The organism is Curtobacterium sp. MCLR17_058 (genome assembly GCF_003234705.2).
Lineage (GTDB): Bacteria > Actinomycetota > Actinomycetes > Actinomycetales > Microbacteriaceae > Curtobacterium > Curtobacterium flaccumfaciens.
This window is the reverse complement of the sequence record NZ_CP126262.1, coordinates 922,295-935,343: the sequence shown is the minus strand read 5'-3', so window position 1 is coordinate 935,343 and position 13,049 is coordinate 922,295. Positions and strand designations below refer to the sequence as shown.

General features: G+C 71.6%; 14 protein-coding genes. 7 read left to right on the top strand and 7 right to left on the bottom strand.

Annotation, left to right across the window (positions count from 1 at the left end):
- Window positions 1–157: 157 nt before the first annotated feature.
- Complete coding sequence (locus DEJ11_RS04530; protein ID WP_071405460.1) at window positions 158–1,030, bottom strand: PHP domain-containing protein; 873 nt, start codon at window positions 1,028–1,030, stop codon at window positions 158–160.
- A gap of 70 nt (window positions 1,031–1,100) precedes the next feature.
- On the opposite strand from DEJ11_RS04530, the gene DEJ11_RS04525 reads away from it, so the two are divergent.
- Together DEJ11_RS04525 and DEJ11_RS04520 are read left to right on the top strand one after the other, a co-directional pair.
- Entirely contained in the window at window positions 1,101–2,585 is a 1,485-nt protein-coding gene (locus DEJ11_RS04525; protein ID WP_111103143.1) for an aminopeptidase P family protein, read from the top strand.
- 9 nt (window positions 2,586–2,594) lie between these two features.
- Window positions 2,595–3,071, top strand: a complete 477-nt coding sequence (locus DEJ11_RS04520) for a GNAT family N-acetyltransferase (RefSeq protein WP_111103144.1) — start codon at window positions 2,595–2,597, stop codon at window positions 3,069–3,071.
- 366 nt (window positions 3,072–3,437) lie between these two features.
- On the opposite strand, the gene DEJ11_RS04515 is transcribed toward DEJ11_RS04520, so the two are convergent.
- Window positions 3,438–4,316, bottom strand: a complete 879-nt coding sequence (locus DEJ11_RS04515) for a YflT domain-containing protein (protein ID WP_111103145.1) — start codon at window positions 4,314–4,316, stop codon at window positions 3,438–3,440.
- A 130-nt stretch (window positions 4,317–4,446) separates the two neighbouring features.
- On the opposite strand from DEJ11_RS04515, the gene DEJ11_RS04510 reads away from it, so the two are divergent.
- Genes DEJ11_RS04510 through DEJ11_RS04495 form a run of 4 tightly spaced genes read left to right on the top strand, consistent with a single transcriptional unit; the run spans window position 4,447 to window position 8,328 of the window.
- On the top strand, window positions 4,447–5,766 hold the full coding sequence (locus DEJ11_RS04510; protein ID WP_027464574.1) for a magnesium transporter MgtE N-terminal domain-containing protein: 1,320 nt from the start codon (window positions 4,447–4,449) through the stop codon (window positions 5,764–5,766).
- Between the two features lie 52 nt (window positions 5,767–5,818).
- Window positions 5,819–6,316, top strand: a complete 498-nt coding sequence (locus DEJ11_RS04505; RefSeq protein ID WP_042539423.1) for a DUF1003 domain-containing protein — start codon at window positions 5,819–5,821, stop codon at window positions 6,314–6,316.
- On the top strand, window positions 6,309–7,469 hold the full coding sequence (locus DEJ11_RS04500) for a P-loop NTPase (protein WP_111103146.1): 1,161 nt from the start codon (window positions 6,309–6,311) through the stop codon (window positions 7,467–7,469). Before DEJ11_RS04505 ends, DEJ11_RS04500 begins: the two co-directional genes overlap by 8 nt.
- 10 nt (window positions 7,470–7,479) lie before the next feature.
- Entirely contained in the window at window positions 7,480–8,328 is an 849-nt protein-coding gene (locus DEJ11_RS04495; protein WP_111103148.1) for a class I SAM-dependent methyltransferase, read from the top strand.
- An 82-nt stretch (window positions 8,329–8,410) separates the two neighbouring features.
- On the opposite strand, the gene DEJ11_RS04490 is transcribed toward DEJ11_RS04495, so the two are convergent.
- Window positions 8,411–8,779 (bottom strand): twin-arginine translocase TatA/TatE family subunit, encoded by a 369-nt coding sequence (locus DEJ11_RS04490; RefSeq protein WP_110894138.1) that lies wholly within the window; start codon window positions 8,777–8,779, stop codon window positions 8,411–8,413.
- A 64-nt stretch (window positions 8,780–8,843) separates the two neighbouring features.
- Here DEJ11_RS04490 and DEJ11_RS04485 point away from each other — a divergent pair, with 64 nt between their 5' ends.
- Window positions 8,844–9,476, top strand: coding sequence for an O-methyltransferase (locus tag DEJ11_RS04485; protein WP_017887052.1), 633 nt, complete (start codon window positions 8,844–8,846; stop codon window positions 9,474–9,476).
- 27 nt (window positions 9,477–9,503) lie between these two features.
- Here the strand turns inward: DEJ11_RS04485 and DEJ11_RS04480 are convergent, their stop codons facing one another.
- The 4 genes from DEJ11_RS04480 to dapE all read right to left on the bottom strand — a co-directional run bounded on the left by DEJ11_RS04480 (window position 9,504) and on the right by dapE (window position 12,976).
- Complete coding sequence (locus DEJ11_RS04480; RefSeq protein WP_071404158.1) at window positions 9,504–10,232, bottom strand: AAA family ATPase; 729 nt, start codon at window positions 10,230–10,232, stop codon at window positions 9,504–9,506.
- A 114-nt stretch (window positions 10,233–10,346) separates the two neighbouring features.
- A complete protein-coding gene (locus DEJ11_RS04475; protein WP_017887054.1) occupies window positions 10,347–10,517 on the bottom strand; it encodes a DUF3117 domain-containing protein in 171 nt (56 codons plus the stop codon).
- Window positions 10,518–10,664: 147 nt separating this feature from the next.
- Entirely contained in the window at window positions 10,665–11,909 is a 1,245-nt protein-coding gene (locus tag DEJ11_RS04470; RefSeq protein WP_111103149.1) for a hypothetical protein, read from the bottom strand.
- Window positions 11,894–12,976, bottom strand: a complete 1,083-nt coding sequence (gene dapE, locus DEJ11_RS04465) for a succinyl-diaminopimelate desuccinylase (RefSeq protein WP_071404160.1) — start codon at window positions 12,974–12,976, stop codon at window positions 11,894–11,896. Before dapE ends, DEJ11_RS04470 begins: the two co-directional genes overlap by 16 nt.
- Window positions 12,977–13,049: the final 73 nt, after the last annotated feature.

Sequence of the window (13,049 nt, the reverse complement as noted above, 5' to 3'; positions counted from 1 at the left end):
CGTCGCTGACGCGACGGGCCCTTCGTCGTCCCCACCCGCCGACTGCCCCGCGAGGGCGACAGATCGCCGCGAACTGTCAGCGGGGATCTGTCGCTTTCGCGGATGGGTCAAGCCGCGCCGACCGAGATCTGTCGCTTCGGTGGGACGGCGTGACGCGTCAGGACAGGCGCGAGCCGGGTCCGACGACGGGAGCGCTGCCCGTCGCCTCGGACACGATCGCGTCGAACGAGACGCGTGCGGTGCGGTGTTCCCCCAGCCGGTTCGGCTTGCCGGTGCCGTGGTAGTCGCTCGAACCGGTGACGAACAGGCCGTAGCGCGTCGCCCAGTCGAGCAGGGTGCGCTTGCCGTGTGCCAGGTTCTCGCGGTGGTCGACCTCGAGCCCGCCGAGCCCGGCGTCGACCAGGTCGCGGAGCATCGGCTCGTCGATGACGATCCCGCGCGAGGACGCCGCGGGGTGCGCGATGACGGGCACACCGCCCGCCTGCCGGATGAGTTCGACGCCGCGCAGGGGCGACGGTGCCTCGTGGGGTTCGTAGTAGCCGGACGCCGGGTGCAGGATGCCGCGGAACGCCGCGGACCGGTCGGACTCGAGCCCGCGGGCGACCAGGGCGTCGGCGATGTGCGGACGGCCGATCGTGGCACCGGGGCTGGACTGGGCCAGGACGTCCGCCCAGGTGATCGGGTGGTCCTCGGCGATGCGGTCGACCATGCGGTGCGCGCGGGAGAGCCGGCCGTCGCGGATCCGGGTCGTCTCCTCGACCAGTCCGGGGTGCTCGGGGTCCACCAGGTAGCCGAGCACGTGCACGCTGCGGTAGCCGATCCGGGTGCTCAGCTCGAGGCCGGGCAGCAGGGTCAGGGGCAGCTCGTGTGCCGCGGCCGTGGCGTCCGCCCACCCCGCGGTCGTGTCGTGGTCGGTCAGCGCGACGGCGTCGAGTCCGGCGGCCGCGGCCGCTCGGACGAGCTCCGCGGGACGCTCGGTGCCGTCGGAGACACTGGAGTGCGCGTGCAGGTCGATGAACGGGTCTGGCACGTGGCCAATGCTATCCACAGGTGAGCGGCCGCACAGGCCGGGTGTCGCCCGGCGGTGCGATGATGGACGCATGGCCGACACGACTCCCCGCGCGACGAGCAACCGATCCACGACCCCCGGGTCCTCGACCTTCAAGGACTTCATCGGGTCGCAGTGGGCCGAGCGCTCGGAAGCGCAGCCCGAGCCCCGCGAGCAGGCCGTGTTCGCCGCCGAGCGTCGCGCGCGCATCTCCGAGCTGCACCCGGGCCGCACGATCGTGGTGCCGGCCGGGCAGGCCAAGGTCCGCTCGAACGACTGCGACTACCCGTTCCGCCCGCACTCCACCTTCGCGCACCTGACCGGCTGGGGCACCGACACCGTCGTCGGATCCGTGCTCGTGATGACGCCGAACGGCTCCGGCCACGACGCCACGCTGTACTTCCGCGCCACCGCGGGCCGCGACTCGGAAGAGTTCTACGCCAACCCCGAGATCGGGGAGTTCTGGGTCGGGCCGCGCCCCTCGCTCGACGCCGTCGCCGCCGACCTCGGACTGGCCACCGCCGACCTCGGGGCGTTCACGGCCGTCGCCGATGCACTCGACGCATCGGCGCTGCTCGTGCGTGAAGCCGACGACGACCTGACCCGTTCCCTCGACGCCCGCATCGGCGCGGCCATCGGTGGCGCGGACGAGACCGAGGGGTCGCCGGCCACCGACGACCTGCTCGCCCGCGACCTGTCCGAGCTGCGACTGGTCAAGGACGCGTACGAGGTCCGTGAGCTCCGCAAGGCCGTCGACGCCACGAAGCACGGGTTCGACGACGTCATCGGCGACTTCGACGCCGTGCTCGCGCACCCGCGCGGTGAGCGCATCGTCGAGGGCACGTTCAACCGCCGGGCGCGCGCCGACGGCAACACCGTGGGCTACGACACCATCGCCGCCTCTGGCCACCACGCCTGCATCCTGCACTGGACCCGCAACGACGGCGCCGTGCAGCCGGGCGACCTCATCCTCATCGACGCCGGGGTCGAGGTCGACTCGTTCTACACCGCCGACATCACCCGCACGCTGCCGGTGAGCGGCACGTTCTCACCGGTGCAGCGGATGGTCTACGAAGCCGTGCTCGAGGCCGCCGACGCCGCGTTCGCCATCGTCAAGCCGGGCATCACGTTCCGCCAGGTGCACGCCACCGCGATGGAGGTCATCGCGCGCAAGACCGCCGAGTGGGGCTTCCTGCCGGTCTCTGCCGCCGAGTCGCTCGAGCCGGACAACCAGTTCCACCGCCGCTACATGGTGCACGGCACGAGCCACCACCTCGGGCTCGACGTGCACGACTGCGCGAAGGCTCGCCGCGAGATGTACCTCGACGGCACCGTCCAGGCCGGCATGGTCTTCACGATCGAGCCCGGACTGTACTTCCAGCAGGACGACCTGACCGTGCCGGAGGAGTTCCGCGGCATCGGTGTCCGCATCGAGGACGACATCCTGGTGACCGAGGACGGCGCCGAGAACCTGTCGGTCGGCATCCCCCGGACCCCCTCGGACGTGGAGGGGTGGATCGCCCGCTCGGGCCGCTAGCCTGATCGGGTGACCACGCCCGAGGCCTCCCCGAACACCATCTCGATCGAGGTCGAGCACTTCGACTCCCCCGACGCCCAGCGACTCCGCGCCGCCCAGCGCCTGGAGATCGACCGGGCGCACGGCGGCGACACCGAACCGGGTGAGAAGCCGACCGCCGAGTCGATCGCGGTGTTCTTCGTCGCACGGGACGAGTCCGGGACTCCCCTGGGGTGCGGGGGCCTGCGCATCGTCGACGACGGCATCGCCGAGATCAAGCGCATGTACGTCCGGCCGGAGTCCCGCGGGTCCGGCGCCGCGGCTGCGTTGCTGCGCCGGCTGGAAGAAGCGGCGCTCGACCTCGGGTCCCCGGCGCTCGTCCTCGAGACGGGCACGGAGCAGCAGCGCGCCGTCGGGTTCTACCAGCGCGAGGGGTTCCGGCGGATCGCGAACTTCGGGCCGTACGTCGGGGCGCCCCAGTCGGTCTGCTTCTCGAAGGTCCTCTAGCCGGCCCGAACCTGCCCGGACCGCGCCGCGCGCAAGCCCGGCTCGCGCGCGCCCGAGCCCGCTCGGCTCTCGGTCACGACGTGCCGTCGGCCCGAGGCCGAGCGGTCACGAACCGTCGTCCGGGGCGGCGCCGGACGACGATCTCCGACCGCTCGACGCCGTGCGCGCGGGGTGTTGCGACCGCTCGGACCACCCGGACGACCGCCGAGGTCGCACGAAGTGCCGCCCGCGGAGCTCGGCGGCGACAGTTCGTGCGACCTCGACGAACGCAAACGGCGTGTCGAGCGATCTCGCACGACCCGACCTCGCACGACCCGATCGCGCACGACCCGAGGACGAAGCCCAGTCGCGCCAGCCGGAGTCCGGCTAGCGGCGGTCGCTGTCCCCGTCGCCCTCGCGCGGCGCATCCGGCGAGGACGAGGGCTCCGGCGGCGTGGCACCGGCGACCCGCTCGCCGTAGCGCGGCGGCTCCTCGGGTCGACGCTCCGGCACCGGCGGGGCCGCGGGGGCGGCAGCCGTCTCGGGGGTCTCCCCGTACCGGGGTCCGTCGTTCGTGCCGTAGCGCGGCGGGCCCGAAGGCGCACCCGTCTGCGCGCCGGGGGCCGACGTGCCGGGGTGTTGCGGGCCTCCCGGCTGCTGGTGCGGCGTGGCGTGCCCGCCGTACGGCGACTGCTGCTGCGGCGGGACCCCACCGGGGCCCGGACGCCACTGCTGCTGCTGCTGCTGCTGGGGAGCGTCGTTCCAGTGCGTGGACGGGGTCGCCCCGTGCTCACCGAGGATCCGCTGCGCCTGCCCGGTCAGCTGCGGGTTGACGACGATCTGGTAGTTCGTGGCGAGCACCTGGTGCACGCTCGTGAAGTCGCGCTGCCGCTTCGTGATCGCGAACGAGACGATGCCGTAGAGCATGCCGAACGCGGCACCGATGATCGCGGCGGCCAGGATCAGGCCGCCGGCGCTCGGTGAGAAGAGCGTGAGCACGATGCCGAAGAAGATGCCGAGCCACAGGCCGGACAGCGCGCCGGCGATGGCGGCACGGCCGTAGGTCATCTTGCCGGTGACCCGTTCGACCGTCTTCAGGTCGTTGCCGACGATCGAGAGCTGGTTGACGGGGAAGTCGGCCTCGGCCAGCTTCGCCACCACGCGCTGCGCGTCGGGGTAGCTGTCGTACGTTCCCAGGACGTCGCCCTTGGGCAGCGTCGGGAACGCCTGGGCGGTCCTGCCGGCGAAGGGGCTCTGATTGCTCACACAGCCATCATTCACCGCACACCTTGCAATCGCACGTGCACTCTCAGGGAAGCAGCCGATCGCAAGCCGTCGACCGGTGCCGTCGGCGGCGCGAGCGAACGCGCACACCCGAGCGACTACGCTGGGTCGGGTGAGCGCCACGAAGGTCTTCGTCGCCCGCCTCGCCGGGTGCTCCGTCTTCGACCCCGCGGGCGACCGCGTCGGCAGAGTTCGGGACGTCCTGGTCGTCTACCGCCGGGCCGATCCCCCGCACGTCGTCGGGCTCATCGTCGAGGTGCCCGGCAAGCGCCGCATCTTCGTGAGCATCGGCCGGATCACCTCCATCGGTGCCGGGCAGGTCATCACGACCGGCCTCGTGAACATGCGCCGCTTCGAGCAGCGTGGCGGCGAGGTCCGCGTCATCGCCGAGATGCTCGGCCGCAAGGTGCTCATCAAGAACCAGCGGATCCGCGCCACCATCGAGGACGTCGCGATCGAGGACCGTGGGCAGGGCGACTGGGAGGTCGCGCAGCTCTTCCTCCGCAAGCCGAAGACCACGCCGTCGCCGTTCGGCAAGGGCCCGACGACGTTCGCGACGTGGAACGAGGTCACCGAGGACGAGCTCCCCGGCGAGGCCCAGTCCGCCGAGCACGTCATCGCCGCCTACTCCGACCTGCTGCCCGCCGACCTCGCGTCGACGCTGCTCGACCTGCCCGCCGAGCGCCGGTTCGAGGTCGCCGAGGAGCTCCCCGACGACCGCCTCGCCGACGTGCTCGAGGAGATGCCCGACCAGGAGCGCATCGAGATCCTCACCCGGCTGGTCGACGCCCGTGCCGCCGACGTCCTCGACCAGATGCAGCCGGACGACGCGGCCGACGTCCTCGCCCAGTTCTCCGACGAGCGGAGCGAGGCCCTCCTGCAGCTCATGGAGCCGGAGGAGGCGCAGGACGTCCGCATGCTCCTGGAGTACGAGCCGGACACCGCCGGTGGTCTGATGACCACCGAACCGGTGATCGTCTCGGCCGACGCCACCGTGGCCGAGGGCCTCGCGCTCGTCCGCCGCCACGAGCTCGCGCCGGTGCTCGGCGCCGCCGTCTGCGTCACGTTGCCGCCGTACGAGCCGCCGACCGGTCGGTTCCTCGGGCTCGTGCACTTCCAGCGGATGCTCCGCTACCCGCCGAACGAGCGGCTCGGCACGCTCATCGACCAGCAGACCGAACCGGTCCGGGTCGACGCGAGCGCCGCCGAGGTCACCCGCATCATGGCGACCTACAACCTGCTGTCCGTCCCCGTGGTCGACGACGCCCACCGTCTCGTCGGGGTGGTGACGATCGACGATGTCCTCGACCACGTCCTGCCGGACGACTGGCGAAGTCAGGGCGAGGGGGAACCCTCACCGCTTCCACGCCAACGCCCGCGCAGGACACCCGTGACGACGGGAAGGAGGACCACCCGTGGCCCGAACGGATGACAACCGTCGCGACCGTGACCGCCAAGAGGTCCGGCTCGACTCCCCCAAGGGCATGCGCACGCGTGTGCTCCCCAGCCGCCGCCGTGGTCGCGGGGACACCTTCGGTCGCGCGACCGAGGGCATCGCCCGCGGGATGGGCACGCCGTGGTTCCTCATCGGCCTCACGCTGTTCTGCGTGGTCTGGATGGGCTACAACACCCTGGCGCCGAAGCCGTGGCAGTTCGACTCGGCGGCCATCGGCTTCACGGCTCTGACGCTCGTGCTCTCGCTGCAGGCCTCGTACGCCGCCCCGCTGATCCTGCTCGCGCAGAACCGGCAGGACGACCGCGACCGCGTGCAGTTCGAGCAGGACCGCCAGCGCGCCGAACGCAACCTGGCCGACACCGAGTACCTGGCCCGCGAGGTCGTGGCCCTGCGCCTGGCGATGCGGGACATGGCGTCGAAGGACTTCATCCGCGCCGAGCTCCGCTCCCTGCTCGAGGAGCTCGACCGCCGCGACGCCGACGAGGCCGGCTACGCGGACGAACACGACAGCTCCACCCGTGGCTGACGCCGTCCCCACCGACGAACAGCTCGGCACGGCGGTCCTCGCTGCGCTCGGCCGCGTCATCGACCCCGAGATCCGCCGCCCCGTCACGGAGCTCGACATGATCCGTGGTGTCGACGTGCAGCCAGGAGGCGCGGTGCGCGTCGACCTGCAGCTCACGATCGTGGGGTGCCCCGCCGCCGACACCATCGAGCGCGACGTCCGCGTCGCCGCCGGGTCCGTCCCGGGGGTCGCCGCAGTCGACGTCGACGTGTCCGTGATGGACCCGGCCACTCGTGCCGCGCTGACCGAGCGGCTGCGAGCCGGCCGCCCCGAGGGCGTCCAGTTCACCGCGGACTCACTCACGCGCGTCATCGCCGTCACGAGCGGCAAGGGTGGCGTCGGCAAGTCCACCGTCACCGTGAACCTCGCCGTCGCGCTCGCCCGCCGGGGCCTGCGGGTCGGGGTCGTCGACGTCGACGTGCACGGCTTCAGCGTCCCCGGCCTGATGGGCCTGACCGACGAGCACGGGGTCGCACCCCGCCCGACCCGCGTGGACAGCATGATCCTGCCGCCGGTGGCGCACGACGTGAAGGTCGTGTCGATCGGCATGTTCGTCGACGACGTGTCGACCGCGGTGTCGTGGCGCGGACCGATGCTGCACCGCACCGTGAACCAGTTCCTGACGGACGTGTTCTTCGGCGACCTCGACGTCCTGCTGCTCGACCTGCCGCCGGGCACCGGCGACGTCGCGATCTCGGTGGGGCAGTTGCTGCCGCACGCAGAGGTCCTGGTCGTCACGACCCCGCAGGCCGCCGCGGCCGACGTCGCCGAGCGCAGCGGGATCGTCGCCCGGCAGACCGGGCAGCGGGTCATCGGCGTGGTCGAGAACATGGCCGGGCTCGTGCAGCCCGACGGCTCGGTGCTGCACCTGTTCGGCGAGGGTGGTGGCGCCGAGACCGCCGCACGGCTCTCCCGCGGGCAGGACACCCCCGTCCCGGTGCTCGGCAGCGTGCCGCTGTCCGTGCCGCTGCGCGAGGGCGGCGACGCAGGCGTCCCGGTGGTGCTCGGCGCCCCGGAGGACCCGTCCGCCGTGGCCCTGACGGCGATCGCCGACCGGATCACCACGATGGGACGCGGACTCGCCGGCCGGAAGCTCGGGTTGTCGCTGTCCTAGGCTCGAGGTCATGAGCACCGATCACGTCGATGTCGACTGGGACCACGCACGCGCCACCAACCGCGCGAACTGGGACGACCGGGTGCCGATCCACGAGGGTGCCTACGCGATCGACGCCCTCGCCGACCCCGGCCACCGCTCGGACGTCGTCCGTGAGGACCTGCCGGCCCTGACGCCCTGGTTGCCGAACGGCTCGCTCGCGGGCCTCGACGTCTGTCACCTGCAGTGTCACATCGGCACCGACACGGTGTCGCTCGCCCGCGAGGGTGCCCGACTGACCGGTGTCGACTTCTCCCCCGCCGCCCTCGCCTCGGCCGCCGGACTCGCATCGCGCCTCGGGCTCGACGTCACCTGGGTCGAGACCGACGTCCTCGATGCCCGGGCCGCCGTCACCGGTGACTTCGACGTCGTGTACACGAGCATCGGCACGATCTGCTGGCTCCCCGACCTCGACCGCTGGGCTGCGCAGGTCGCCGGCCTGCTGCGCCCCGGCGGGGTGTTCTTCATCCGCGACGGACACCCGGCGCTGTACGCCCTCGACGAGGACGCCGACGAGCTCGTCACCCGGTACCGGTACTTCCCGGACGGCACCGCGCAGCAGTGGGACGACGCCGGCACCTACGCCGGCGACGGGACCGTGGCGAACACCCGCACCTTCGAGTGGCCGCACCCGCTGTCCGAGATCGTGAACGCCCTGCTCGGTGCCGGGCTGCGGCTCCGACGGCTCGACGAGGGCCGGACCCTGCCGTGGCGCTTCAGCTCCCGCATGGTCGAGACCGACACCGGCTCGTGGGCCTGGCCGGAACACGACCGCGACCGGATGCCGACGACCTACACGATCGTCGCCACCCGCGACTGACGACGCAACCCCCAGACGGACTGGAGGCCCGGTGCCAGCTGGCACCGGGCCTCCAGTCCGTCACGTGGGGACGTGACGGGCGTCAGGTCGCCTCGGCGTCGAAGGGAGCCGGTTCACCGGCGGCCAGGGGCACGACGGGAGCCGTCGCGCGAACTTTGGAGGCCGTCACCTGCGCGGTCTGCACGGCGGCCGCACTGGAACCGGAGTCGAGCAGGGCGTCTCGGATGATGCGGCGCGGGTCGTACTGGCGCGGGTCGAGTTTCTGCCACTCGATGTCGTCGAACTCGGGGCCCATCTCGTCGCGCATCCGCTCCTTCGCGGTGTCGGCGAAGCGACGGACGGCCTTGACGAACTCGGCCAGCTTCTGGGCGTACATCGGCAGGCGCTGCGGCCCGAGCAAGAGGACGCCGATGACCCCGATGATCAGGATCTTGTCGAGCGGGATGTCCACGCGAGCGAGCCTAACGCGTGCTGCTGCGTTGCACCTCTAGAGTTGTCTCCCGAACGGAGTGTGCGTGTCAGAGAAAGAGTCGAACTGGAAGTTCGCCGAGGACATCGTCTCGGAGACCGAGGCGATCGCCCGTGCTCGTGAGCACTCCCTGGAACTCGGGGTCGAAGCGATCTCGCCCGCGATCGGTGCGCAGATCGGGGTCATCGCGGCAGCCTCGCGAGCCACGAGCATCATCGAGATCGGCACCGGCCTCGGGGTCTCCGGCCTGTACCTGCTCGCCGGCGCCCCGAACGCGACCCTGACGACGATCGACGTCGAGGTCGACCACCAGCAGTTCGCCCGCGACGCCTACATCAGCGCCGGCACCGCTCCCGCACGGATCCGGCTCATCCCCGGTCGGGCGAACCAGGTGCTCCCCCGCATGAACGAGGCCTCGTACGACGTCGTCCTCGTCGACGCCGACCCCGAGCACGTCATCGAGTACGTCGAGCACGGTCTGCGGCTCGCCCGCCTGGGTGGCACCGTCCTGGTGCCGCACGCCCTGTGGCGCGGACGCGTGGCCGACCCGGTGAAGCGCGACCGCGCCACCACGGACTTCCGGCTGCTCCTGACCGAGGTGTCGACCTCGGGTGCGGTGCGCAGCGCGCTGTCGCCCGCCGGTGACGGGCTGCTGCAGTTGACGAAGGTCACCAACTAGCGCTCGACCCGCCGGCGCTCGCGCAGGTCAGTCCAGGTGCCGCAGGTACCGCTCGGGCGACTCGAGGAACGCACGCTCGTTCCGCACCAGGTCGAGGTCGCGCCACTCGGTGCGCCGCAGGCCCCACTCGCCGACCTCGTGGATCGTCGCGCCCGGGAACGCGGCGAGCACGGGCGAGTGGGTCGAGAGCACGACCTGGCCGACGCCGCTCTCGACGATCGAGCGCAACAGTGCGATCAGGGTGAGGCAGCCCGAGAACGACAGGGCGGACTCCGGCTCGTCGAGGATCCAGAGGCCGGGCCAACGCGCCCGGTCGATGACGAAGTCCAGGAATGCCTCGCCGTGGCTGCGCTCGTGGAACACCGGCTCGGGGCGACTGCGGTTCGGGTGCTCCTCGAGGTAGGTGAAGAAGCCGTGCATCGTCTCAGCACGCAGGAAGAAACCACCGCGGGGCGCACCGAAGTCACGTCGCAGGGCGATGTGCTGCCACAGGTCCGACTCGGACGGACGGGTCGAGTGGTGTGCCCCGGTCGAGCCGCCTTCCGGGGACATCCCGAACGCGAGCGCGATGGCCTCGATCAGGGTCGACTTGCCGACACCGTTGTCCCCGACGAACACCGTCACCGGGTCCAGGTCGAGGCCCTCGTCGAGCAGCTGCCGGATCGGCGGGAGCGTGGCCGGCCACTCGTCGCGCGGCATCGGGTCCGGGTCGCGGTACTCCTCGACGCGTCGGATGGGCAGGTGGGTCCTCGGCACGGCCCCATCCTGCCGGAGCCGACCGACACCGCGTGTGCACGCCCGCTACCGGCGGGCAGACGGAAGGCCCGGAGCGTACACGCTCCGGGCCTTCCGTTCTGGTGCTTCGACGTACTAGGCCGAGACGACCTCAGCGAGTGCGTCGTGGAGTTCCTTGGCCTCGGCATCGTTGACCGAGACGACCAGGCGGCCTCCACCTTCGAGCGGAACCCGCACGATGATGAGTCGACCCTCCTTAACAGCCTCCATCGGCCCGTCACCGGTCCTCGGCTTCATGGCTGCCATCAGATGTCCCCTTTCGTGCAGTAAATGCAGCCCCATTATCCCGTATGGAGGGGGCAACTGCGAAACCGCCCAGGTTGGGGGTGTCGGATGCGCCGTCCGGATGCTCCGCAGAACGCGGATCCACGGGCCTCCGGCGCCCCGCATCGATCACGGCGGGGTCCAGTCGTAGCCGTCGATCCACCACGTGTAGTACAGCCAGACCCACTGCAGCCCGACGAACGCGACGACGACGGCCACGCGGTACACCCGCGACCGCGGCAGCGCCACGATCCCGAGCAACGGCGCGATCGGCACGAGGATGCGCCAGGTGCTCGACTGCGGGAAGAACACCGCGAGCAGGTACACCAGGTACGCCACACCCCAGAGTCGGAGCTCGATGCCGATCCGGCGTGCGGCCGGCATGCACACGAACGCCGCGAACCCGACGAGCACGACGACGAGCAGCACCGTGCCGGCCGGCTGCCCGAACCACCACCCGAACCCCTGCACCCACGGCGCGAACGGCACGAGTTCCTTCCACCCGATGTACGACGACCGCCAGGCGAGCTCGGTGTCCGTGTAGGCCTTCGGCACGCCGGTGACCGCCCACGCGATGGCCGGCCAAGCCAGACCGACCAGACCCGACACCGTGGCGACCACCGCGGGTGGGACGAGCCGGCGGAGGGTCAGCGGTTCCGACGAGCGCACCCACGCCGGCCGGATCGCCCACGCGGCCACGAAGAGCACCACCAGGAACGCGAAGGCGAGCCCCGTCGGTCGGGTCATGCCGAGCAGGAGCACGACGGGCAGCATCGCCCACCACCGTCGATCCACCATGAGCAGCAGCGCGACGAGCAGCAGGAACAGACCCATCGACTCCGCGTAGGCCACCTGGAACATCGCCGACACCGGTGCGACGCAGAACAGCACCGTGGCGAACGTCGCCCGTGCGGGGTCGAGGAACCGTCCCATGAGCCTGCGGAACACCAGCGCGGCCCCGAGTCCGGCGAGCAACGACACCGAGACCGCGACGAACTCGAACGACGCTCCGGTGAGCAGCGTGAGCGCGCGCACCAGGAACGGGTACGCGGGCATGAACGCCCACGCGTTCTCGGTCACGTGTCCGGCGGCGTCGACGGGCAGCGTCGACGGGTACCCGCCCGTGGCGATCACGCGGTACCAGGCGCCGTCCCAGATCGACGCGAACGACAGGTAGCCCGGGCTCTGCACGGTGAACGAGTTCGCCGCCTGCACGCGGGCGAAGGCGAGCATCATGGCGCCCGTGACGAGCCGCGCCAGCACGTACACGACCGTGATGCGCACCCACCACGGGACGACCCGGTACCGGGCCCGCCAGCGGTTCCGGGCAGGGGTCCTCCGGGTGGCCCCCGCCGTCGTCAGGCCGTCAGCCACCGACGCAGCCCGGCCTCGACCGCGGTGATCTGCGCGACCGGGACCTGCTCGTCGTCGTGGTGGGCGAAGACCGGCTCGCCGGGGCCGTAGTTGACTGCGGGGACCCCGAGCGCCGAGAAGCGTGCGACGTCGGTCCAGCCGTACTTCGGACGGGGCTCCGGTCCGCCGACGGCCGCGACGAAGTCCTGCGCGAGCGGGGCGTCGAGTCCGGGGCGGGCACCGGCGGCGAGGTCGACGATCGTGACCTCGTACCCGTCGAACAGCTCGCGGATGTGGGCGACGGCTTCGTCGGCCGAGCGCGAGGGGGCGAACCGGTAGTTCACGTGCACCATCGCCTCGTCGGGGATGATGTTGCCCGCGATGCCGCCGCTGATGCCGACCGCGTTCAGGCCTTCGCGGTACTCGAGCCCGTCGACCGTGACGGTGCGGGGCTCGTAGGCGGCCAGGGTGGCCAGGATCGGGGCGGTCTTGTGGATCGCGTTGTCGCCGATCCAGCTCCGGGCGCTGTGCGAACGCTTGCCGAACGTGCGGATCTCGGCGCGGAGGTTGCCGTTGCAGCCACCCTCGATCTGTGCCCCGGACGGCTCGCCCAGGATCGCGAAGTCGGCGGTGAGGAGTTCGGGTCGCGTCCGGGCCAGACGGCCGAGGCCGTTCAGGGCATCGCTGACCTCCTCGTGGTCGTACCAGACCCACGTGACGTCGACCGAGGGGTCGACCAGGTCGTACGCGAGCTTGAGCTGCACCGCGCAGCCGGCCTTCATGTCGACGGTGCCGCGGCCCCAGAGGATCTCGGTGCCGTCCTCGGTGGTCCGGAACTCGGTCGGCAGGTTGTCGTTGAGCGGCACCGTGTCGATGTGACCGGCGATGACGACCCGGCGGTCGCGGCCCAGGTTCGTCCGCGCCACGATCGCGTCGCCGTCGCGGATCACCTCGAGGTGCGGCAGCGGTGCGAGCACGGCCTCGATCGCGTCGGCGAGGGCCTGCTCGTTCCCGGACACCGACTCGATGTCGCAGATGGCACGGGTGATGTCGATGGACGAGGCGGTGAGGTCGAGGTGCTCCGGCATGCGGGCAGCCTACCGGCCGCCCCTCGCACCGCCCCGGCAGTCCGGCCGGACGGTGCCCGCCGACGGCCGCTCG